This is a genomic window from Photobacterium sp. 270122K (assembly GCF_059941365.1).
On the sequence record NZ_JBPOEN010000009.1, the window covers coordinates 183,375 to 204,998 of the forward strand.

At 51.8% G+C, this 21,624-nt stretch carries 20 protein-coding genes; 16 read left to right on the forward strand and 4 right to left on the reverse strand.

Going from position 1 to position 21,624, the window contains the following annotated elements; translation table 11 throughout:
- Positions 1 to 59: 59 nt before the first annotated feature.
- Positions 60 to 1,517: a dihydrolipoyl dehydrogenase gene (locus ACSF8W_RS17025; RefSeq protein ID WP_500848387.1), complete on the reverse strand. Its 1,458-nt coding sequence runs from the start codon at positions 1,515 to 1,517 to the stop codon at positions 60 to 62.
- Between the two features lie 78 nt (positions 1,518 to 1,595).
- Positions 1,596 to 2,324, reverse strand: a complete 729-nt coding sequence (locus tag ACSF8W_RS17030; RefSeq protein ID WP_500848388.1) for a glutathione peroxidase — start codon at positions 2,322 to 2,324, stop codon at positions 1,596 to 1,598.
- 168 nt (positions 2,325 to 2,492) lie between these two features.
- Here ACSF8W_RS17030 and oxyR point away from each other — a divergent pair, with 168 nt between their 5' ends.
- Positions 2,493 to 3,422, forward strand: a complete 930-nt coding sequence (oxyR, locus tag ACSF8W_RS17035; protein WP_500848389.1) for a DNA-binding transcriptional regulator OxyR — start codon at positions 2,493 to 2,495, stop codon at positions 3,420 to 3,422.
- A gap of 112 nt (positions 3,423 to 3,534) precedes the next feature.
- Here the strand turns inward: oxyR and ACSF8W_RS17040 are convergent, their stop codons facing one another.
- Positions 3,535 to 6,084, reverse strand: a complete 2,550-nt coding sequence (locus tag ACSF8W_RS17040; RefSeq protein WP_500848390.1) for a penicillin-binding protein 1A — start codon at positions 6,082 to 6,084, stop codon at positions 3,535 to 3,537.
- A 147-nt stretch (positions 6,085 to 6,231) separates the two neighbouring features.
- On the opposite strand from ACSF8W_RS17040, the gene pilM reads away from it, so the two are divergent.
- The 9 genes from pilM to ACSF8W_RS17085 all read left to right on the forward strand — a co-directional run bounded on the left by pilM (position 6,232) and on the right by ACSF8W_RS17085 (position 15,086).
- Positions 6,232 to 7,248, forward strand: coding sequence for a type IV pilus biogenesis protein PilM (gene pilM / locus ACSF8W_RS17045; RefSeq protein WP_500848391.1), 1,017 nt, complete (start codon positions 6,232 to 6,234; stop codon positions 7,246 to 7,248).
- Positions 7,245 to 7,865, forward strand: coding sequence for a PilN domain-containing protein (locus ACSF8W_RS17050; protein WP_500848392.1), 621 nt, complete (start codon positions 7,245 to 7,247; stop codon positions 7,863 to 7,865). The genes pilM and ACSF8W_RS17050 overlap by 4 nt, the downstream gene beginning before the upstream one ends.
- Positions 7,858 to 8,496: a type IV pilus inner membrane component PilO gene (locus ACSF8W_RS17055; protein WP_500848393.1), complete on the forward strand. Its 639-nt coding sequence runs from the start codon at positions 7,858 to 7,860 to the stop codon at positions 8,494 to 8,496. Before ACSF8W_RS17050 ends, ACSF8W_RS17055 begins: the two co-directional genes overlap by 8 nt.
- On the forward strand, positions 8,493 to 9,029 hold the full coding sequence (locus ACSF8W_RS17060; protein ID WP_500848394.1) for a pilus assembly protein PilP: 537 nt from the start codon (positions 8,493 to 8,495) through the stop codon (positions 9,027 to 9,029). Before ACSF8W_RS17055 ends, ACSF8W_RS17060 begins: the two co-directional genes overlap by 4 nt.
- A gap of 16 nt (positions 9,030 to 9,045) precedes the next feature.
- Positions 9,046 to 10,761, forward strand: a complete 1,716-nt coding sequence (locus ACSF8W_RS17065; RefSeq protein ID WP_500848395.1) for a type IV pilus secretin PilQ — start codon at positions 9,046 to 9,048, stop codon at positions 10,759 to 10,761.
- A 210-nt stretch (positions 10,762 to 10,971) separates the two neighbouring features.
- The gene (gene aroK, locus ACSF8W_RS17070) at positions 10,972 to 11,490 is read left to right on the forward strand and encodes a shikimate kinase AroK (RefSeq protein WP_500848396.1); all 519 of its coding nucleotides are present in this window, start codon (positions 10,972 to 10,974) and stop codon (positions 11,488 to 11,490) included.
- Positions 11,491 to 11,513: 23 nt separating this feature from the next.
- A complete protein-coding gene (gene aroB / locus ACSF8W_RS17075) occupies positions 11,514 to 12,593 on the forward strand; it encodes a 3-dehydroquinate synthase (RefSeq protein WP_500848397.1) in 1,080 nt (359 codons plus the stop codon).
- Positions 12,594 to 12,607: 14 nt separating this feature from the next.
- Positions 12,608 to 14,155 carry an AAA family ATPase gene (locus ACSF8W_RS17080; protein ID WP_500848398.1) on the forward strand — a complete coding sequence of 516 codons (1,548 nt, stop codon included), beginning with the start codon at positions 12,608 to 12,610 and terminating at the stop codon, positions 14,153 to 14,155.
- Positions 14,156 to 14,261: 106 nt separating this feature from the next.
- The gene (locus ACSF8W_RS17085; protein ID WP_500848399.1) at positions 14,262 to 15,086 is read left to right on the forward strand and encodes a Dam family site-specific DNA-(adenine-N6)-methyltransferase; all 825 of its coding nucleotides are present in this window, start codon (positions 14,262 to 14,264) and stop codon (positions 15,084 to 15,086) included.
- A gap of 159 nt (positions 15,087 to 15,245) precedes the next feature.
- Here ACSF8W_RS17085 and ACSF8W_RS17090 read toward each other — a convergent pair whose 3' ends face one another.
- Positions 15,246 to 15,455, reverse strand: coding sequence for a DUF2970 domain-containing protein (locus tag ACSF8W_RS17090; RefSeq protein ID WP_500848400.1), 210 nt, complete (start codon positions 15,453 to 15,455; stop codon positions 15,246 to 15,248).
- A 148-nt stretch (positions 15,456 to 15,603) separates the two neighbouring features.
- Between ACSF8W_RS17090 and rpe the strand changes: the two genes are divergently transcribed.
- The 6 genes from rpe (at position 15,604) to astA (ending at position 21,620) form a co-directional block, all read left to right on the forward strand.
- A complete protein-coding gene (rpe, locus tag ACSF8W_RS17095) occupies positions 15,604 to 16,278 on the forward strand; it encodes a ribulose-phosphate 3-epimerase (RefSeq protein WP_428475993.1) in 675 nt (224 codons plus the stop codon).
- 1 nt (position 16,279) lies between these two features.
- On the forward strand, positions 16,280 to 16,969 hold the full coding sequence (locus ACSF8W_RS17100) for a phosphoglycolate phosphatase (RefSeq protein ID WP_500848401.1): 690 nt from the start codon (positions 16,280 to 16,282) through the stop codon (positions 16,967 to 16,969).
- A gap of 90 nt (positions 16,970 to 17,059) precedes the next feature.
- Positions 17,060 to 18,076 carry a tryptophan--tRNA ligase gene (gene trpS, locus ACSF8W_RS17105; RefSeq protein WP_500848402.1) on the forward strand — a complete coding sequence of 339 codons (1,017 nt, stop codon included), beginning with the start codon at positions 17,060 to 17,062 and terminating at the stop codon, positions 18,074 to 18,076.
- Between the two features lie 123 nt (positions 18,077 to 18,199).
- On the forward strand, positions 18,200 to 18,781 hold the full coding sequence (locus tag ACSF8W_RS17110) for an aminodeoxychorismate/anthranilate synthase component II (protein ID WP_500848403.1): 582 nt from the start codon (positions 18,200 to 18,202) through the stop codon (positions 18,779 to 18,781).
- Between the two features lie 468 nt (positions 18,782 to 19,249).
- On the forward strand, positions 19,250 to 20,470 hold the full coding sequence (locus ACSF8W_RS17115; RefSeq protein ID WP_500848404.1) for an aspartate aminotransferase family protein: 1,221 nt from the start codon (positions 19,250 to 19,252) through the stop codon (positions 20,468 to 20,470).
- A gap of 127 nt (positions 20,471 to 20,597) precedes the next feature.
- Complete coding sequence (gene astA, locus ACSF8W_RS17120) at positions 20,598 to 21,620, forward strand: arginine N-succinyltransferase (RefSeq protein ID WP_500848405.1); 1,023 nt, start codon at positions 20,598 to 20,600, stop codon at positions 21,618 to 21,620.
- Positions 21,621 to 21,624: the final 4 nt, after the last annotated feature.

A 21,624-nucleotide genomic window follows, 5' to 3' on the forward strand; every position in this document is an offset into this window, starting at 1 on the left:
GGATGACGTAAAAAAGCCCTCAAGAAGAGGGCTTAGTAGAAAAAGTGATTCAATGGCGATTAGCAGCCTGGGCCACAATCCAAACAATGTTTGATCATGTCAGGGCCTAAACGTAACTTGGCATTCAAATCACGCAGGGCAGTACGTACCCCTTCTTCAATCACCGGATGATAGAACGGCATGTCCAGCATCTCAGAAATGGTCATCTTATTTTGATGCGCCCAAGCCAGTAAGTGCGCCAAGTGCTCGGCATTCGGGCCCATCATTTCAGCGCCGAGGAAGCGACCGGTACCTTGCTCTCCGTACACATGCAACATCCCTTTGTTACGCAGCATCACACGGGAACGACCTTGGTTCTCAAACGACACCACACCGGTTTCGAAACAGCCACAGGTGCCCAGACGCTGGGTGATCTCGCGGTAGGTTTCACCCACCATCGCAATTTGTGGATCCGAGAACACTGCGGAGATTTTTGAGCGACGCAGACCGGCACGGATATCCGGGAAGCGACCGGCATTGTCACCGGCAATACGGGCTTGATCGGCGGCTTCATGCAACAGTGGCAGCTGGTTGCTGGCATCACCGGCAATGAAAATCGACGGCACAGACGTTTGCAGTGTGAAGTGATCCGCAACAGGTACACCGCGCTGATCCACCGTCATGCTGGTGTGTTCAATCCCGATTTTATCGACATTCGGCCGACGACCGGTGGCAGCCAGTACGTAATCGACGATAAAGGTTTCTAGCTCACCCGCATGGTTGATAAATTGGATTTCCACTTTATCTTCACCATCAATGCGCTTCATGCTTTCGACGTTGACATCGGCATCCAAATAGAACTCTTCTTTGAAGGCTTTATCAGCGTACGCCATGACGGCCGGATCGGTCAGTGGACCCACTTGGCCACCCAGACCGAATAGCTTCACGTTGACCCCAAGGCGGTGCAGTGCCTGACCTAACTCAAGGCCAATCACACCGGGGCCAAAGACGGCTACCGATTCGGGTAGGTCGTCCCAGTTAAACACATCATCGTTGATGATCAGGCGATCGCCCAATTCATTCCACACCGCCGGGTAAGCCGGACGCGAACCGGTCGCGATCACGATGCGTTTTGCATGCACAAGGGTGTGGTCATCAACTTGCAGTGTGTTGTCATCAACGAAAGCGGCGTAACCAGACAGTTTGTCTTCAGCCGGAATTTCATCCACCCCTTCCAGCACAAAACCAACAAAGCGGTCACGTTCACGCTTCACGCGATCCATGACTTCACGGCCATTGATCACGATTTCACCTTGTGGATGAATACCAAAGCCCGGGGCTTTTTCGATGTGGTGAACGCTTTCTGCCGCGGCAATCAGTAGTTTGGAAGGCATGCAACCGACGCGTGCACACGTGGTGCCGTACGGGCCACCTTCAATCATTACGACGCTGTCAGTATGGGCTTTCGCAGCGCGGTAAGCCCCTAACCCTGCGGTACCACCACCAATCACGGCGACATCTACATTCACGTTTTTCATCGAATTCTCTCCACTCGGTGTTGCCAATTTTATGCATCGGGCCTGCGGAACAGGCCCTGAGTTGTTATGGGGTAGTGATTAGCCTAGGTATACGTCTAGCTCTTCGCTGCCACCGATGTGTTTACCACCGATGAAGACTTGCGGTACGGTGCTGCGACCGGATACGGCACGTAGGCTCACGGTAGTTGCATCTTTACCCAGTACCACTTCTTCGTATTGTAGACCTTTGTCGATCAGGGCCTGCTTCGCTTTTGCACAGAATGGGCAGCCAGGCTTGGTGAAGACAGTGATCGACTCTTGCAGTTTCTGCTCAGGCGCAATGTACTGCAGCATGGTATCGGCATCAGACACTTTGAACGGGTCGCCTGGTTCGTCGTTTTCGATGAACATTTTTTCAATCACGCCGTTGTTAACCAGCATGCTGTAACGCCATGAACGAGGGCCAAAACCAAGGTCAGCTTTTTCTACTAGCATGCCCATACCTTGTGTGAACTCGCCGTTACCGTCTGGGATAAAGGTGATGTTTTCCGCTTCTTGATCCGCTTTCCATGCGTTCATTACGAACGTATCGTTGACAGAAACACACAAGATGTCGTCGACACCGTTTTCAGCAAAAATAGATGCTAGCTCGTTGTAGCGAGGTAGGTGGCTAGAAGAACACGTTGGTGTAAATGCGCCTGGTAGGCTGAATACGATCACTTTTTTGTTAGCAAATAGATCGTTAGTCGTTACGTCTACCCATTGGTCGCCTTGGCGAGTGTGGAAAGTAACTTGTGGAACTGCTTGACCTTCTTTAGATACGAACATAATTAATGCCTCTAAATTTTAAAATATTGTTAGGTAAATATTGCAACCGGAGGATATTACTGCTTGTTGCTCCCTGTTGATGTGATCATTATGGGATTTTTGACTTGATAGCTCTAATCGTTTGCTGCTATGGTTTTGATAGTTTTTACCTATCAATATGGCGCATCGATGAATATTCGGGATCTTGAATACTTGGTTGCTCTGGCAGAGCATCGGCATTTTCGTAAGGCGGCAGAAGCGTGCTTTGTCAGCCAACCCACCCTGAGCGGACAGATCCGCAAACTGGAAACAGAGCTGGGCGCGGTGTTACTTGAGCGCACAAGCCGTAAGGTGCTGTTTACCGATGTGGGATTAACGCTGGTGGAGCAGGCGAAAAAAATCTTGCTGGAAGTGAAGGTACTGACGGAATTGGCCAGCGATCAGGGTGAGAGTATGTCTGGCCCTTTGCACATTGGTTTTATTCCGACGGTCGGGCCGTATTTGCTGCCGCACATTATTCCGCAAGTCAAAGCCCGCTTTCCTGACTTGGAAGTGTTTCTGCATGAAGCACAAACCCATCAGCTTGTCCCGTTGCTGGATGAGGGGAAACTCGATTGTGTGATTTTAGCGGCCGTACAAGAAAGTGAAGCCTTCATTGAACTGCCGCTTTATCACGAGCCGATGGTATTGGCGGTGCCGGAAGCCCACCCGTGGGCCGATAAAACGAAGTTACCGATGGATGCGTTAAATGGACAAACCCTGTTAATGCTGGGGGATGGCCATTGCCTGCGGGATCAGGCGATGGGGTTCTGTTTTGCCGCAGGAGCGAAAGAAGACGGCAGTTTCCGCGCCACCAGTTTAGAAACCTTGCGTAACATGGTAGCGGCAGGCAGTGGCATGACTTTGTTGCCGCAATTGGCGACCCCGCATGAGCGCGTGCGTGATGGGGTGTGTTATATCCAAGCCTATGATCCGGTGCCAAGCCGTTTGATCACCTTGGCGTATCGTCCGGGGTCTCCATTGAAAGGGCGCTATGAGCAGTTGGCGACCCTGATCACGGCCCATTTAGAAGCCGTGTGGCCCCAAAATGCCGATGAAGAGGCTGAGAGCACGATCTAAATGCACGATGCCCGTGGCTGACCGACAGATAAAAAAAGAGCGCCCTTGGGCGCTCTTTTTGTTGGAGCCGTGAGGCTCATACCATTATGACGGTGCGAGCCTGACGGTCGGCTTAGAACAGCTCGTCTGAACTGTCTGACTCGAAAATACCATCGGCACCGGTGTCACTCACCATCTCTTTCGGTTCAGAGCCACTTTCAAAATACTCGAACATCGAGCTGTGATCCGTGCGGTTGGTCAGCTTGCCCGTCGCACGGTCAATACGCACTTGAACGATATCGTCCGGCAGTTGTTTACGCTGCACAGGGACATCTTCCAACGCTTGCTGCATGAAGTCGATCCATGCCGGTTGCGCGGTTTTCGCCCCGGCTTCGCCGCCAGAGATCTGGTTCTTATCGAGGTTGTTGTTCCATGCTGTTCGGCCGAGATCACGGCTGTGATCATCAAAGCCGACCCATGCCGTAGCAACGACCCCAGGACCAAAGCCGGAATACCAGGCATCTTTCGAGCTGTTGGTCGTCCCGGTTTTACCACCGATATCATGGCGTTTCAGTTTCTGTGCGCGCCAACCGGTACCGTTCCAGCCAGAGCCGTGACGCCAATCGCCGCCGCCCCAGATGTTACTTTCCAGCATTTCACGCACAAGGAACGCATTCTGCTCGGTGATCACTTGTGGCGCATAGTTTGGTGTGCCCGCTGCTGGCGTGTGCGTGTTACCCAGTGACTGTTCACTGATGGCAATATCATCCAATGCGCTACTTGATTCGCTATGGGTAGGTGCCACGCTGTGGCCGTTAGCCGTCTGCTCACGACGGCATTCGCTGTTACACGCAATGCTCGGATTGGCTTGGAATACCACGTTGCCATACGGATCTTCGACACGCTCAATAAAGAACGGTTTGACGTAGTAACCGCCGTTCGCAAAGACCGCATACCCTTGGGCCACCTCAACCGGCGTCAGGCTACCTGCACCCAGTGCCAGTGGTTCTGCACGTGGCAAATCTTTCTTTTTAAAACCAAAGCGGGTGAGGTAGTTGATGGTTTCATCTAAGCCCACACTTTGCAGCACGCGGACCGCCATCACGTTCTTGGATTGCGCTAACCCTTGACGAAGCAGGGTAGGGCCGTTGTAAGTCGGTGGTGAGTTTTTCGGACGCCATGCGGTGCCCATGCTCTGATCCCAACGGTTAATCGGCGCATCGTTGACCAAGGTCGCCAGCGTCATGCCGTTATCCAGTGCGGCCGAGTAGATGAACGGCTTGATGGCCGAGCCCACTTGGCGAATAGACATCGTGGCACGGTTAAACTTGCTATGAATGAAGTTAAAACCGCCCACCATGGCTTTCACCGCACCGTCTTGTGGCGACATGGCCACAAACGCGGTATTGGCATCCGGTACCTGACTCAGTACCCATGCTTCACCTTTAGGCTGAATCCAGATCTGCTGACCCGTCGCGAGAATATCTGCCGCTGACTTCGGTGCCGGTCCCTGACGGTTGTCTGAAATGAACTTACGTGCCCACTTCATACCATCCCATTCAAGGGTATGGGTTTGGCCATCTTTGGCTTGTACCGTGGCGGTTTTGCCTTTCACCTGTGTGACGACTGCCGGCATTAAATCGCCATAGGTCGGTTGCTTCGCAAGGTGTGCAGCAATGTCGCTGGCTTGCCAAGCAGGTTGGCCTTTTTTCCATAAGGTTTCAACGGCACCACGGAAACCGTGGCGTTGGTCATAGCCCAGCAGGTTATTGATGGCCGCTTGTTGTGCGGCAATTTGCATGCGTGAATCAGCGGTGGTGTAGATACGCATCCCCGAGGTGTAGGCCGCATCGCCGTAGCGCTCCACCATCCATGAACGGGCTTGTTCGGCAAAGTAAGGGGCGCTTAATTCAATCTCAGCACCGTGGTAGCGAGCCACAATTGGCTCATTACGGGCTTGGTCGTATTCACTCTGCGTGATGTAGCCTTCATCCAGCATACGACTGAGTACCACATTGCGACGCGTAGTGGCACGATCCACCGAATAGATAGGGTTCATGGTAGAAGGGGCTTTCGGTAAACCGGCAATAATTGCGATTTCGCTGAGTGTCAGCTGGCCGACTTCTTTACCAAAATAGACTTGTGCGGCAGCCCCGACACCGTAGGCGCGGTAACCCAGATAAATCTTATTGAGATATAACTCTAAGATTTCGTCTTTTGTTAGCAATTGCTCGATGTGGATTGCGATAAAAATCTCTTTGATTTTTCGCATGATCTTCTTCTCATTAGAGAGGAAGAAGTTACGCGCGAGCTGCTGCGTGATGGTACTGGCCCCTTGTTTCGCCGACCCTGACGTCACGACCACGAACGCGGCACGTGCGATCCCGATCGGATCGATGCCCGGATGGTCGTAATAACGACTGTCTTCCGTAGCAATAATCGCATGGATCAATTGTGGGGGGATTTGATTAAGGGGGAGCGGAATGCGACGTTTCTCACCAAATTGTGAGATCAGTTTGCCGTCCGCACTGAAAACTTGCATCGGAGTTTGTAATTCAACATTTTTTAACGTTGCCACATTTGGGAGTTCTGGCTTTACATAAAGATAAAAGCCAAAAATTGTGGTGACTCCAAGAATAATGCAAATCAATGCAAAAATGAGTAGCCGCTTTATGAACTTCACTTGAGATTTCCCGTTACACCAACATTCGAGCGTTCAATATACTGCAACCAAGAGTATAAAGGTAACCTATGGAAAATTAACGCTATAACTTGGTGTTTGATTTAAGTAACAATTTTGCTTTTCCGTCTAAAGGGAGCATAGCACGGTATGTTTCGGAACCCACTAACAATTGGGATTGATATTGGTCACCACAGCGTCAAAGCGGTGGTGTTACGACAGAAGAAGGCGCGACTGGAATTGGCGGCCTTTGCCGAGGTGGTGTTACCGGCATCTGTTGTTAACGAGCAGCATAGCGTGAACACCCCTGCCTTGTTGTCAGCAATGCGTAAATTAAAAAAGAGTTTACCGTTTGGGGCAAAGAACGTTGTCCTCGCGCTGCCAGACAGCGCCGTGATCAGCAAGGTCATTCAGTTGGATACTAACTTGAGTGACGATGAGTCGGTGTTTGCGGTCGAACAAGCGCTGAGTGCGTCATCTCCCTTTCCCATCGAAGAATTACGCTTAGACTTTTTTCCTTTGGCCTCACAATCCTTTTCTCAGCCCGCGCAGACCCAACCGGTTCAAGTGTTTGCGGCACGACGTGAAACCGTTGATAGCCGTGTTGAGGCGATTCGCAAAGCGAAATTGACGCCCAAAGTGGTTGAGTTGCAAACCCATGCCCTGTTATGGCTCGAAGAATATATTGCAGAGCAGCAGAACATGTCCGGTCAGTGGGGCGTGGTGAATGTAGGCAAATCGCGCACCGAGTTTTGTGTGAAGCCTGCTGGCAGCGCCGCGTATCACCGTGAGCTGGCCTTTGGTTGCCAGGCATTGCAAGGTGTGGATATGCACAAAAATGATGACGAGAGTCCTCGCTTAGCGGTTTCTGCTGAACAGGCTGAGCAGTTTACCAAGCAATTGGTGGATGGCTTGAAGCGTCAGTTACAGCTGTATAACTCCACCCATCCTCGCGCGACCTTGCAAGGGTTATGGTTGTGTGGTGGCGGACAAAGTGTGGTGGTCAGCGACATGCTAGAGCGCATGTTAGGGTTGGAAGTGCGTTGGTTACATCCCTTCGCCTCGTTTGAACGCGATCAGAAAATGGAGATAGCGCTAGAGCAAGGCAGTTTCGGTCAGTATGCCGTTGCGGCAGGCTTGGCGCTGCGAGGAGGGGAGTCGTCGTGATAGCAAAACTGAATTTATTACCCTGGCGTGATGAAAAAAAGAAACGCCATCAGGAACGATTTTGGACCCTTTTAGCCGGTAGTGCAGGTTGTGCATTACTGGCGCTTTGGCTTGCCAGCAGTTTAATTGGGCGTCAGCAAGACATTCAGCAAGCGCGAAATGCGCAGCTCAAACAAGAGGTGGCGGTGTTAGAAAAACGCCTTGCTCTGTTGCCTGAATTGGATCGCCAGCGGGATGCACTGATTAAGCGTTTGGCGGTGATCACTGATATTCAAAAAGGCCGCAACCACGTGACACGTTTGCTCAGCTTATTGCCGAGTGTAGTGCCACAAGGGGTGTACTTGGACGACATGTCCATGGCCGGCAGTCATGTGAAAATCAACGGGATCGGGGATTCTAATGGCCGCTTAGCGACCTTGTTGTCTAACGGTGAACAGTCTGAGTGGCTGGGACAGGTGGGCATGCACTCGATCGTTGTGAACAAAGACAAACCGCAGGAACAGAAAGAGTTTAAGGCTTCTTTCTCATTGCTTTCGCCTGACGTGGTCGCCGCGAAGTCGTCGCAGGCGCAGCCCCACGACCTGCAAGCTAACCAGCAAGGAGGCGTAAATGAGTAATTGGCAAGATCTTGAACTGGACGAAATCACTGAGTGGCCTCTGCAGGCGCAAGCCTTGGTGGCCGGGCTGTTCGCCATGTTGATTGCCGCGATCGGCTATTGGTACTGGCTGTCGCCGATGCAAGATGAGTTAGAGCGCTTTAAGCAAACGGAAGTGGAATTGCGTCAGCAAGTGACCCGCCGGGCGAATCAAGTGGCGGCATTACCGCAGGTGAAGCAGCAGATTGAAGAGCTCAAAGATCGCTATCAGCACGTCGTTGAGCAGCTACCGGAAGAAGAAGAACTGGCCAGCTTGTTGGCGGATGTCAATGATATCGGTATCCGTAACGGCTTGGAATTTCAGCGTATTGAGTGGGCGCCACGGGTTGAGCATCCACTGTATTTTGAACTGCCGATTAGCATTGTGTTGACCGGGAAATACGAAGATATCGGCAACTTTTCTGCCGATATTGCGCATTTACCCCGCATCGTGACACTGAATGACATTGATTTAGAGCGCACCAAGAACACGGGGCGTGGTCATGCCTCTCGCATGACTGAGCGTACCGAATTGTTATCGCTAAAAGTATCAGCAACAACCTATCGCTTTAAAGCGCCGGTGGGTACCACATCGGTTGAGGGGGAACAATGAGCAGGGTACGCGCAGCCAGTTTAACCGTATTGGTGAGCTTGCTCATGGGGTGTCAGGCTAATGATGACTCCATTTCACAGTTTATTGCACAGGCGCATGAACAGGCTAAAGCCGATGTGGAGCCGCTCGCTGAGCAGTCCGCGTTTATGGCGGAAGCGTTTGTGATGACCAGTTCACGGGTGCCATTTTTAAAACCGCGTCCGGAGCGGGGGGAGCCCGTAGAGGGGGAGGCGCATGCTTGTTGGCAGCCCGCCCCAAGAAAACAACAATCACCACTGGAAAGTTTCCCGTTAGGCCAACTGAGTATGCGTGGCGTAATGGGTGACAATAATCTGCTTTGGGGATTGGTGTACACACCGGAAGGCAAACTGATAAAAGTGCGAGAAGGTTATTACCTCGGCCTGAATCATGGGAAGATTTTAAAGGTGAGCCCGAAGAGTATTGACATCGAGGAGATTCTGCCGGATGGCGAGGGATGTTGGCTGAAACGGCCGATGAAACTTACGTTGGTTAAGCAGGACAAGGCAGTTTAGTGAAGAGAATGAAATTATGACAAGGAAAGCATCGCAATATTTTGGGTTCTGGAAACTCGGCTTCAGTTGGCTGTTGCTCTTGGTGTTAACGGCAGGCTCTTCTGCTGCGTTTGCCGCCACCGCCAATCAAGTGAAGAATCTTGACTTTACCCGTAATGGTAAGGGAGACGGCATACTCAAAGTGGAACTCAGTGACACCCGTTCAGTGGTGGACATGCGTCGTTCAGGGAAGCAGTTGTATGTGGAATTGCACGATACCAATATCGCCGATGACATGATTTATGTGCTCGATGTGAAAGACTTTGCAACCCGCGTGAACACGGTGGAATCGTTCCGTACCGATCGGGGCGTGCGTTTGGTTTTGACCATGAATGGCGGCTTTGAGTACGACTACACGTCGAAGGGTAAGTTGTTAGAAGTGCGCGTTCAGGCGCCGGCGAAGAAAGCCGCAGCAAAGAACGCCTCAAAAATCACCTATAACAGCAAACCGATCTCGATCAACTTCCAGGACGTACCCGTGCGTAACGTCTTGCAGCTGATTGCGGAATATAACGATTTCAACTTGGTGGTTTCGGATACTGTTGAAGGCAACCTGACGTTGCGTTTGGATGACGTGCCTTGGCAACAAGTGCTGGATATCATTTTGGACGCCAAAGGCCTGGACAAGCGTGAGCAAGGCTCTGTCGTGATGATTGCGCCGAAAGAAGAGCTGGCGCGCAATGAACGTCAGGAGCTGGAAGCCAAGCGTAAAGAAGAAGAGTTGTCTTCACTGCGATCTGAAATCATTACCATTAACTATGCCAAAGCGAGCGAGCTGGGTGAGCTGTTAATGAGCGAAGGCGACAGCGATGTGAGCATGTTGTCTGATCGCGGTTCGCTGCACATTGATGAACGTACTAACTCATTAATTATCAATGATATTCCTGAAGTATTGGATAACATTCGCGACATCGTGACGGCGTTGGATGTGCCGGTGAAGCAGGTACAGATTGAAGCACGTATCGTGACCATTGATGAAGGGGATATCGATGAACTGGGCGTACGTTGGGGTATTTTAAGCACCGACGGCAACAACACTATTGGTGGTTCGGTCGAAAGTAACCTTAACTCTGCCGGTTTGCTGGAAGATGGTGCAACAGTCGATGATTTCTTGAACGTGAACTTGGCGGCAACCAAAGCGGGTGCCTCAAGCATTGCATTCCAAGTGGCCAAAATTGGCGATGTTCTGCTAGATTTGGAATTGTCTGCATTGCAGTCTGAACAGAAAGCAGAAATTATCTCAAGTCCTCGACTGATGACCACCAACAAGAAAATGGCGTATATCGAGCAGGGTACTGAAATTCCTTACCTTGAAGCGTCATCAAGCGGTGCGGTGTCTGTGAGCTTCAAGAAAGCGGTCTTGAGCTTGATGGTGACGCCGCAAATCACGCCTGACGGTAAATTGGTGCTCGACTTGGTCGTGACCCAAGACCGTAAAGGGGAAACCGTACAAACGGGGACGGGTGAAGCGGTTGCCATCAGTACCCAGCGTATCGGTACCCAAGTGTTGGTGAACAATGGTGAAACAGTGGTGCTCGGGGGGATCTATCAGCACTCATTGAATAATTCAGTTCGTAAAGTCCCACTATTGGGTGATTTACCGGTATTGGGCGCCTTGTTCCGTCACAAATTGGATGAATTGGCGAAGCGCGAACTGCTTATTTTTGTCACACCTAAGATCGTCTATCAGTAAGATATTTTGATTCAACCCGGGGCGTACAGGCAACCTCTGTGCCCTCGGGGAGAATAAATCCCCACCTAGCTATTGCCAAAGGCAGTCTTGTCCTGAGATAATTTTCGGTCTTATCACGAATTAAAAGTGAGGAAGTTGGCGCCTCGGGCTTGTTTATTGAAAGCCTGCGGGCGGTGTCGTTTTATTAACCGCGCGTAAAATTTGCTAAAAATGGCTGAAAAACGAAATATTTTCCTGGTCGGCCCAATGGGTGCCGGCAAAAGTACCATCGGTAGACACCTTGCTCAGCAGCTGCATATGGAATTCTTTGACTCTGATACTGAGATTGAAGATCGCACAGGCGCAGACATTAGCTGGGTTTTTGATGTTGAAGGCGAAGCGGGTTTCCGTATCCGTGAAGAAGGCGTCATTGATGACCTGACTCAGGAGCAAGGCATTGTACTTGCGACGGGTGGGGGCTCAGTGAAAAGCAAAGAAAGCCGTAACCGTCTGTCTGCTCGTGGTATCGTTGTGTACCTTGAAACAACGATCGAGAAACAATTGGCACGTACTCAGCGTGATAAAAAGCGTCCTTTACTACAAACAGATACACCACGTGAAGTATTGGAAGCATTGGCTGACGAGCGTAATCCCCTGTATGAAGAAGTGGCTGACTATGTCGTACGTACTGACGATCAGAGTGCGAAAGTAGTTGCTAACCAAATCATCAAGATGCTTGAAGAGCGTTAATCTAAAAAACAGAGAGGCTGGCCATGGAACGGATCACCGTCGATCTCGGAGAGAGAAGTTACCCCATCTCCATTGGCGCCGAGTTATTTAATAACCCGGCGTTATTTTCCCCCGCACTATCTGCCAAGCAACGCGTTGTTGTGATCAGCAACGAAACGGTTGCCCCTCTTTATGCCGATCAGGTCATGCATACGTTACAAGGCTTATGCCGTGACATTGCGTTACTGTCATTGCCTGATGGAGAGCAGTACAAATCCCTCGATACATTCAACCACATCATGACGTTTTTGCTGGAAGGCAATTATGGCCGTGATACGGTGATTGTAGCGCTCGGTGGCGGCGTGATTGGCGATGTGGTCGGCTTTGCGGCGGCCAGTTTTCACCGTGGTGTTGATTTTTTACAAGTCCCGACAACGTTGTTGTCACAGGTCGATTCTTCCGTTGGTGGAAAAACGGCCGTGAACCATCCGTTGGGTAAAAACATGATCGGGGCGTTTTACCAGCCGCAAGCGGTTGTGATTGATACCCAGTGTTTGCATACGTTGCCTGCCCGTGAATTTGCGGCGGGTATCGCGGAAGTGATCAAATACGGCATCATCGCTGATGCGCCGTTCTTTGCTTGGCTTGAGCAGAACATCGAAAAATTGCAGGCGTTGGATGCGGAAGCACTCAACTATGCGATCAAGCGGTGTTGTCAGCTCAAAGCTGATGTGGTTGCAGCGGATGAAAAAGAATCCGGTGTGCGCGCATTATTGAATTTGGGTCATACCTTTGGTCATGCGATTGAAGCACAAATGGGGTATGGCAACTGGCTTCACGGCGAAGCGGTAGCCGCTGGCACCGTGCAGGCTGCACGGACGGCACAATTGCAGGGTTTGCTCTCAGAAGACGACGTCGTGCGCATTATCCGCTTATTGGAAAAAGCGCAGTTACCGGTACGGGGTCCTGAGGGCATGTCTTTTGATGCCTACATGAAACATATGATGCGGGATAAAAAGGTGCTGGCTGGCCAGTTACGTTTGATCCTGCCCACTGCGATTGGTCGTGCGCAAGTGGTGGCTGGGGTACCAGAAACCGTCTTGCGTCAGGCTATTACCGCCTAACGCTGTTCGTTCTGATGCGTACGGGTGCTTTTCCTTATGCGCTGGATCTGGAGTCTCAGATCCAGTTGCTTTCTCGCCTGCAATTTCTCACCCGTTTTAGTACCAACCTGATCCAAGTGACTGGCCCGGAAGGGGCAGGAAAAACATGGCTCTCCCAACGTTATCTCGAACAATGGGCGGCTGTGCCACAACAAGCCTTATTATTGTGTCATCCCCAGCAAACCGACGCGCAACACCGAACCTTCCTGTTACAGCAATTGGCGCCCAAAGCGGTATTTAATGAACACGATCCCATCGTCGACAGCATAGAGCGGATTTTTTCGCATGTTGCGGTCAATATGGTGATTGTCATTGATGACGCCCACCATTTAAGTCCGGTTATCGTGGCGGAGTTGTGGGCGCTCGTCCAGCGAGCGCGTGAGCTGAAACATTGGCAAATCAATGTGCTGTTGTTTGGTTACCCCGGCCGACTGGATACGTATCTGGAAAAAATCATCCACGGGCAAGACACTCGCGCATTGGATGTCGAGATCATCCCGCTGTCGGGTGAGGAAGCCGTGGCCTTCGTCGATGCGTGTGTGACAAAAGGTGACGAGGATGTCCAGCAGCGACGTGCCACCAAAGCACGTATCACCCAATGTGCCCCTTGGCCTGGTGCCTTGATGAAGTTAGAACAGGGAGACTCTCAGAATATGGATGCACAACGTACGCGTCGCCCATTCCCGTTAGCTGTGCTTATCGGTGTGATGGCGTTGTCTGCTGTCGGGATGGGGTGGTGGTTACTTTCTCCTGAGGCGACAGATCCCACTCCCACTGCAGTGACTACGCCGGTGCAGGATCAAGGGCCGCAATCCGAACAAATAACCGCATTGCCCCACACCATTGGATCTGACGACAGCGCCGCGTTATCGATTGGCGCCTCTGCAGTGCAGGATGACAGTACCAGTTTGCCTCCCGAGGTGCGTTTAGAAGGGTTAACGGTCGGGCGCAGTGATGACAACCCGCGTTTAGTGGTGCCGTCGGATGTGGTGGATGCCATGTTGGATGAGCAGCAGATCGGCGGCAGCGGCGAGCGTGCGGCGGCCCTTCAATCGCCGTCAGCGGGGGCAACGGTCGTGACTCCCGCGTCAGCGTCACTCGGTATTGCGACGGAATCGACGGAGTCAGTTCCGGCATCCACACCGGCACGGGAACCCGCCCCGGAGCCTAAACCTAAAACGACACCTGCGCCTGTGATCTCCGTGACCGAGCCGGTTAGCCGGGTTGAATTGGGGCATGAGTTACGCGATGTGCCACCGGCACATTACGCCTTGCAACTCGCGGCCATGCAGTCGATCGCCGTTGCGCGTAATTTTATCGATGAATATGAAATCCACGATTTAGCTGTCGCGTATGAGACCCTGCGTAACGATCGCCTCTGGTACATCATTGTGACGGGCAATTACCCGGATATGCAAACGGCGCGTCAAGCCGAGCAGCGCTTGCCTGCCAACGTGCGTGCCTTGAAACCGTGGGTGAAGTCTTATGGGCAAATTCACCGTGAAATGGACCGGGCAAAATAACTGCCGAGCGTCTGAGATATTTCCCTGTTAGCGGTATCAGTAGCGATAGGAAATGGTGTACAATCCGCCACCTTTCGTTACAAAGTCGGTATTGGTGGTCAGCTGAATGAAAAAGCATCGTGCATTCCTGAAATGGGCTGGGGGGAAATATTCTCTGGTTGAGGAAATCGAGCGCCATCTGCCACCTGCGCGTAAATTGGTCGAGCCTTTTGTCGGGGCCGGCTCTGTCTTTTTGAATACAGATTTTGAACAGTACCTGTTGGCGGATATCAATCCGGATCTGATCAACTTGTATAACATTATCAAAGAGCAACCTGAACAGTATATTCGCGACAGCAAGGCGCTTTTTACCCAAGAATATAATCAGAAAGGCGCTTATCTTGAGATCCGTGATGCGTTTAACCGCACGGATGATCCTTATACCCGCTCACTGTATTTTTTGTACATGAACCGTCATGGTTTTAATGGCTTGTGCCGTTATAACAAAAAAGGCGGCTTTAATGTGCCGTTTGGCTCGTACAAAAAACCGTACTTCCCAGAAGATGAAATGTACTACTTCTCGGAAAAATCCAAGCGTGCCACGTTTGTGTGTGAAGGCTATCAACAGACCTTTTCCCGTGCGCGTAAGGGTTGTGTGATCTACTGTGATCCACCGTATGCGCCGTTATCTACAACCGCAAACTTCACCTCGTACGCCGGCAATGGTTTTAGCTTGGATGATCAAGCCGCCTTGGCCGATGCCGCAGAGCGTGCGGCAAATGAGCGTGATATTCCGGTGTTGATCTCGAACCATGACACCACGTTGACCCGTCGCCTGTACCACGGTGCGGATCTGTCAGTGGTGAAAGTGAAGCGCACCATTAGTCGCAATGGCAGTGGGCGTAATAAGGTCGATGAACTGTTGGCGTTGTTTAAACCCGCAGAAAAATGATCCTGATGTGATTATCGAAAGACGCCATATTCTGGCGTCTTTTTTGTTTCTATCGTGCTTGATGTTCATGGTGTTCAATTTAAACCTCAAACCTCAAACCTCAAACCTCAAACCTCAAACCTCAAACCTCAAACCTCAACGATACATCCCCATTCCTATTTACGCCCCCGCAGTAACCCATTGGCTGATCGCCACTAATATTCCGACAAACAGCGCAATGGCCAGTACACCGATGACCACATACGGCCAGACTCGGTGTTGGCTAAAATCCGCTTGCCGATGGTGTTCCGATTGCACGCCCAGTAAGGCACCCAGCACACTTTTGAGTACCTGACGTAATGACGGTAACGGGCGGTTTGATTGTCGCATAGGCGCTCCTTTTGTCTTTCTTCCAGTCTAGTTGAGCGGCTCTTGTTTGAAATCTCGGCTGAAAACGATTAAGACATCGCTAGGGGGATCGGGTAGAATTGCCGCGATTTCCGATAACGTTTTCGTATGTACCGAATAGAGGCTGAACATGAAGGACTTTTTGATCGCTCCATCGATATTATCTGCAGATTTTGCGCGTCTTGGCGAAGATGTAGAGAAAGTATTGGCTGCGGGGGCTGATGTCATACATTTTGACGTGATGGATAATCACTACGTCCCGAACCTGACGTTTGGTGCGCCGATCTGCCAAGCGTTGCGCGACTACGGTATCACCGCGCCGATTGATGTACACCTGATGGTGAAGCCGGTTGATCGCATTATTCCTGATTTTGCTAAAGCGGGCGCGACCATGATCACTGTACACGCAGAAGCGACGGATCACCTTGACCGTACTTTGCAGTTGATCAAAGAGTGTGGCTGTCAGGCGGGCGTGGTGTTTAACCCTGCGACACCGCTGCACTACTTAGATTACATCATGGACAAGGTTGACATGATTTTGTTGATGTCCGTGAATCCAGGTTTTGGTGGCCAATCCTTCATTCCAAGCACATTGGATAAATTGCGTGAAGTGCGCCAGCGCATTGATGCGTCAGGCCGTGCGATCCGTCTGGAAATTGATGGCGGCGTGAAAGTGGATAATATCCGTGAAATCGCAGAAGCGGGTGCCGATATGTTCGTCGCTGGCTCAGCCATTTTCAGCCAGCCGGATTACAAAGTTGAAATTGATAAGATGCGTGCCGAATTGGCCAAGGTAACACGTTAAGATGAAACACATTGAAGGCATCACATTCATTGCGTTCGATCTCGATGGTACGCTGCTCGACAGCGTGCCGGACTTGGCGGATGCGGCGGATAAAACCATGCACGCCCTGGGGCGTGAAGGGGTGACGGTTGAGCAAGTGACCACCTGGATCGGCAACGGCGCCGATATTCTGATTGGCCGGGCGTTGAGCCGCAGTATCGAGGTGGATCCGGCGTTGGATCCCGCGCTGCACCGCGACGCGCGCCAATTGTTTGATCGGTTTTACGAAGAAGGCGGCCACCAGAAGAGTGCGTTGTACCCGGGCGTGAAAACGACCTTGGCGGCGTTCCATGCGGCGGGCATCCCGATGGCGATTGTCACCAATAAACCTGCGCAGTTTGTTCCACATTTGCTGGAAGCGCATGACATTGCCCAGTATTTCGTGGATGTTATTGGTGGCGATACCTTCCCGCTGAAAAAGCCAGATCCGTTTGCGCTTAACTGGTTATTAGAAAAACACCAATTACGCGCCGAACAGATGTTGATGGTCGGGGATTCCCGTAATGACATCTTGGCGGCCAAAGCGGCGGCATGTTATGTTGTCGGGCTGACTTACGGCTACAACTACGGGCAGCCGATCAGTGCCAGTGAGCCAGATATTGTCTTGGATCACTTTAGTCAGTTGGCCGAAGTGGTTACACTAGGGCACTAGTACAGGAGACCGCTTGCGGTCCCCTTCATGTAAATCGAATACAGCAGCGTCGGGCTGCTGCTTTGCTGAGTGACAGAGGAAAATCTCATCATGACCAAACCCATTGTATTAAGTGGCGTCCAGCCTTCAGGTGAATTAAGTATTGGTAACTATCTGGGTGCGCTGCGTCAGTGGGAGCAGATGCAGGATGATTACGATTGCCAGTATTGCGTGGTGGATTTGCATGCCATCACCGTGCGCCAAGACCCAAAAGCGTTGTATGAAGCGACGTTGGATGCGCTAGCGATTTGCTTGGCCGTTGGCGTGACGCCAGAGAAAAGTACGCTGTTTGTGCAGTCACACGTGCCTGAGCATGCGCAGTTAAGCTGGGCGTTGAACTGCTACACCCAAATGGGTGAGCTAAGCCGTATGACCCAGTTTAAAGACAAGTCAGCCCGTTATGCGAATGACGTGAATGCCGGTTTGTTCAGCTACCCTGTGTTGATGGCCGCTGACATTTTGTTGTACGGCGCCCACCAAGTGCCGGTCGGTAACGATCAGAAGCAGCACCTTGAGCTGGCGCGTGATATCGCGACCCGTTTCAACAACATTTACTCACCAGAGCAGCCAATCTTCACCATCCCAGAGCCGTACATCCCAAGCGTGAATGCGCGCGTGATGAGCCTGCAGGATGCGAGTAAGAAGATGTCTAAGTCGGATGATAACCGTAAGAACGTGATCACCCTGCTGGAAGAGCCGAAGTCGATCATCAAGAAGATCAACAAGGCACAGACCGATGCGGAAACCCCACCGCGTATCGCCCACGATGTGACAAACAAAGCGGGTATCGCGAACCTGATGGGTCTGTACTCGGCGGCAACCGGTCTGAGCTATGCAGAGATTGAAGCGAAATATGCTGGCGTAGAAATGTACGGCCCGTTCAAGAAGGACGTCGGTGAAGCGCTAGTGGCAATGCTTGAGCCAATCCAAGCAGAATACCGCCGCATCCGTGCTGACCGTGCGTACATGGACAGCGTGATGAAAGTCGGTGCAGAAAAAGCCTCTGCGCGCGCGGCTGTGACGTTGAAGAACGTGTACGAAGCGATCGGGTTTGTGGCGCGCCCATAAGCCTCTGCGAGAGCGCATGTTGATGAAAACCGGCAGATAGCCGGTTTTTTTTCGCCAGTACTTGCCTTTCTGAGGGGCTACTGCAAAATAGGCCGCTGTCATTTTGAGGAAGCGGTGGTACTCATGCTATTGATGATCGATAACTACGATTCATTTACCTACAACCTGTATCAATATTTCTGTGAATTAGGTGCAGACGTGCAGGTGGTGCGCAATGATGAGATCGATCTGGCTGGGATTGAAGCCCTCGCACCGTCTCATCTGGTCATTTCTCCGGGGCCATGTACGCCCAATGAAGCCGGGATCTCACTGGCCGCGATTCGTCATTTTGCCGGTAAATTGCCAATCCTCGGCGTATGCTTGGGGCATCAGGCCATCGCTCAAGTGTTTGGCGGCGATGTAGTACGCGCACGCCAAGTGATGCACGGCAAAACATCGGCCATCCGCCATACGCAAACCCACCTGTTTACCGATCTTAACGAACCGTTGACCGTGACCCGTTATCACTCGCTGGTAGTCAAAGCCGACACCCTGCCTGATTGCTTTACCGTGACGGCATGGAGCGAACGTGATGGGGAGCCTGATGAAATCATGGGGATTGTGCACAATACCTTACCGATAGAAGGCGTGCAGTTTCACCCAGAAAGCATTCTGACCGAGCAAGGGCACCAACTGTTGGCCAACTTCCTGCGTCGCACGATCTGAGGGGATTTGAGACACCGCCTCTCATGGCTGTCTGTTTTCGTTTTCTGCTCGTTGTGCTTGTCATACTGGTGCGTTACGGGCAGTCGATTGTGCTGCCGGTTAGGCTCACCCCGCGTTTCATCTTCCCCCTGTCTCCCTTTTTCGGCCGAATGACTGCTCGTGTGCGTGAAAATGGGCGTGATCATGCGCCATATTGTTTCCTTTCCTCTTGGTTTCTTTTCTGCCTGCCGACGTTTTTTTGGACTGACCAATTATTCATTACGTCACCGAAAGGCGCGCTATTTCCTCAAAGGAAATACAGTTTGTCTTTTTTTGATCTTAATAATTTTTCTGTAAACACGCATAACTATGTACTTCATAGGGATTAACCTCGTCGTATGTAGAGAATAAAAACATAATCTGCTATTGGAATTGGTTAATAAAATGTAAATACTGTGTTTGGGGCAGTGAATAAAGAAGGATACGACAATGGAAAAGGAACAGGCGGTAGATCGTCAGGTATTTGATGAGGTAATGGTGCCGTGTTACGCACCGATGCAGATCGTCCCGGTAAAAGGCCAAGGGGCTAGGGTGTGGGATCAAGACGGCCGCGATTATATCGATTTTGCCGGCGGGATCGCCGTCAGCTGTTTGGGGCATTGCCACCCAGTGATGGTGCAGGCGCTGACCGCGCAAGCCGAGCAGTTGTGGCATGTCAGTAACGTGATGACCAATGAGCCCGCGCTGCGCCTTGCCCGATTGCTCACGGCACACAGCTTTGCCGAGAAGGTGTTTTTTGCCAACTCCGGCGCCGAAGCCAATGAAGCGGCGTTGAAACTGGCCCGTCGCTATGCCGCAGACACGGCGGGGCCGGAAAAATCCGAAATCATCGCCTTCACCCAAGGCTTCCATGGTCGTACTTTTTTCACTGTCACGGTCGGCGGACAAGCCGCCTATTCTGACGGCTTTGGTCCGAAACCGGGGGATGTGACCCACCTGCCGTATAACGATCTTGCCGCCTTGGCCGAACACATGTCAGCGCGCACTTGTGCGGTCATGATGGAGCCGTTGCAAGGGGAAGGGGGCATCATTACGCCGGATCTGGCGTTTGTGCAAGGGGTGCGTGATCTGTGTGATCAGCACAATGCCTTATTGATTTTCGATGAAGTGCAAACAGGCAATGGGCGTACCGGCGACTTTTATGCCTATCAAGGGCTGGGTGTTACGCCGGATATTCTGAGTACCGCTAAATCGCTTGGCGGTGGTTTCCCTATTGGTGCCATGCTGACAACATCCGCGTTGGCGGCGCACATGAAAGTGGGGACCCACGGCTCGACCTATGGGGGTAACCCATTAGCCTGTGCGGTGGCGGAAGCCGTGGTGCGTACCGTTGCTGAGCCTGACTTCTTGGCTGGTGTCAAAGTGCGGGAGCAGTGGTTCCGTGAGGCGCTACAAGCCATCAATGATCGTTACCCGATGTTCGATGCGATCCGTGGTAAAGGCCTGTTATTGGGGGCGGCGCTGAACAGTGATTTTCAAGGCCGTGCCCGTGATGTGTTGGTTGCCGCCGGAGAGGAAGGGGTGATGGTGTTGGTGGCCGGACCGGATGTGGTGCGTTTTACCCCATCGCTGGCGATCAGCCGTGAAGAATTCAACGAAGGAATGGCGCGATTGGAACGTGCTATTGCCAAGGTGTACGCACAATCTTAATCATACGCTAACCGGCATGGGGGAGCGTGCAGGATGCATTGTTGCCCATGCCTCGCCGTGTCGTTTCTTGTCATTGCGACACAGAGCATTCAAGCATTGCGCCTTATGGGCATCAGGAGGGAAGACGATGCTAGTGATTCGACCGATTACCGCCAATGATTTACCCGCATTGATGCAATGTGCGGAGGCATCGGGCCACGGTTTTACCTCGTTGCCCGTTAACGAAGAGATCCTGGCGGCCCGCATTCAGCATTCCGAAGACAGCTTTGCTAAAGCGGTGATCCAACCGGGGCCGGAAGGGTACCTGATGGTCGCCGAAGACACCGAAACCGGTGAGATTGCCGGCACCACCGCCATTGAAGCAGCGGTGGGGCTCGACAGCCCTTTCTATACCTATCATCTCAGTACCGTGGTGCACTCATCACGCCGTCTCAATGTCCACAACGTGGTAAAGATCCTGACCTTTGGGAATGATTACACCGGCGTGAGTGAACTGTGTACCTTGTTTTTACGTCCCGAGTGGCGCGCCGGCATGAATGGTCGGTTGTTATCGAAATGCCGCTTCTTAATGATGGCGCAGCACACCGAACGCTTTGACCGCACCGTGATTGCTGAAATGCGCGGGGTGTCGGATGCAGCCGGGAACTCACCGTTTTGGGATTGGTTGAAAGCCCATTTTTTCTCGATTGATTTTACCTTGGCCGATTACCTGACCGGGATCGGCAAGAAAGGTTTTATTGCTGACTTAATGCCGAAATTGCCCATTTATGTCAATTTACTCAGCCCCGAAGCGCAGGCGGTGATCGGGGAAGTCCATGACAACACCCGCCCCGCGTTGCGTTTGTTGGAAAAAGAAGGCTTTAGTTGTCGCGGCTATGTCGACATCTTTGATGCCGGCCCGACAGTCGAGTGTGAATTGCGCAACATTGAATCGGTCCGTCATTCGCAATTGTGTCAGGTCGTGATAGGTCAACCTCAGCACGGAAAAGATTGCGTGATCAGCAATACCTCGTTTACCGCATTTCGGGCTGTCGTGGGGGCGGTGTCGATCGCCGGGCCAGAAGAGGGCGCGCAGGCTGTCATTCGTGCTGATATGGCCGCCGCGTTGCAGGTGAAACAAGGCGACACGATCCGTTTGATTGTTCAATAAAGGA

Excerpts from the sequence above, each read along its gene's own strand:
- ACSF8W_RS17025 (WP_500848387.1), bottom strand. The coding sequence starts at position 1,517 with ATGAAAAACGTGAATGTAGATGTCGCCGTGATTGGTGGTGGTACCGCA.
- ACSF8W_RS17030 (WP_500848388.1), bottom strand. The coding sequence starts at position 2,324 with ATGTTCGTATCTAAAGAAGGTCAAGCAGTTCCACAAGTTACTTTCCAC.
- oxyR (WP_500848389.1), top strand. The coding sequence starts at position 2,493 with ATGAATATTCGGGATCTTGAATACTTGGTTGCTCTGGCAGAGCATCGG.
- pilM (WP_500848391.1), top strand. The coding sequence starts at position 6,232 with ATGTTTCGGAACCCACTAACAATTGGGATTGATATTGGTCACCACAGC.
- ACSF8W_RS17055 (WP_500848393.1), top strand. The coding sequence starts at position 7,858 with ATGAGTAATTGGCAAGATCTTGAACTGGACGAAATCACTGAGTGGCCT.
- ACSF8W_RS17060 (WP_500848394.1), top strand. The coding sequence starts at position 8,493 with ATGAGCAGGGTACGCGCAGCCAGTTTAACCGTATTGGTGAGCTTGCTC.
- ACSF8W_RS17065 (WP_500848395.1), top strand. The coding sequence starts at position 9,046 with ATGACAAGGAAAGCATCGCAATATTTTGGGTTCTGGAAACTCGGCTTC.
- aroK (WP_500848396.1), top strand. The coding sequence starts at position 10,972 with ATGGCTGAAAAACGAAATATTTTCCTGGTCGGCCCAATGGGTGCCGGC.
- aroB (WP_500848397.1), top strand. The coding sequence starts at position 11,514 with ATGGAACGGATCACCGTCGATCTCGGAGAGAGAAGTTACCCCATCTCC.
- ACSF8W_RS17080 (WP_500848398.1), top strand. The coding sequence starts at position 12,608 with ATGCGTACGGGTGCTTTTCCTTATGCGCTGGATCTGGAGTCTCAGATC.
- ACSF8W_RS17085 (WP_500848399.1), top strand. The coding sequence starts at position 14,262 with ATGAAAAAGCATCGTGCATTCCTGAAATGGGCTGGGGGGAAATATTCT.
- ACSF8W_RS17090 (WP_500848400.1), bottom strand. The coding sequence starts at position 15,455 with ATGCGACAATCAAACCGCCCGTTACCGTCATTACGTCAGGTACTCAAA.
- rpe (WP_428475993.1), top strand. The coding sequence starts at position 15,604 with ATGAAGGACTTTTTGATCGCTCCATCGATATTATCTGCAGATTTTGCG.
- ACSF8W_RS17100 (WP_500848401.1), top strand. The coding sequence starts at position 16,280 with ATGAAACACATTGAAGGCATCACATTCATTGCGTTCGATCTCGATGGT.
- trpS (WP_500848402.1), top strand. The coding sequence starts at position 17,060 with ATGACCAAACCCATTGTATTAAGTGGCGTCCAGCCTTCAGGTGAATTA.
- ACSF8W_RS17110 (WP_500848403.1), top strand. The coding sequence starts at position 18,200 with ATGCTATTGATGATCGATAACTACGATTCATTTACCTACAACCTGTAT.
- ACSF8W_RS17115 (WP_500848404.1), top strand. The coding sequence starts at position 19,250 with ATGGAAAAGGAACAGGCGGTAGATCGTCAGGTATTTGATGAGGTAATG.
- astA (WP_500848405.1), top strand. The coding sequence starts at position 20,598 with ATGCTAGTGATTCGACCGATTACCGCCAATGATTTACCCGCATTGATG.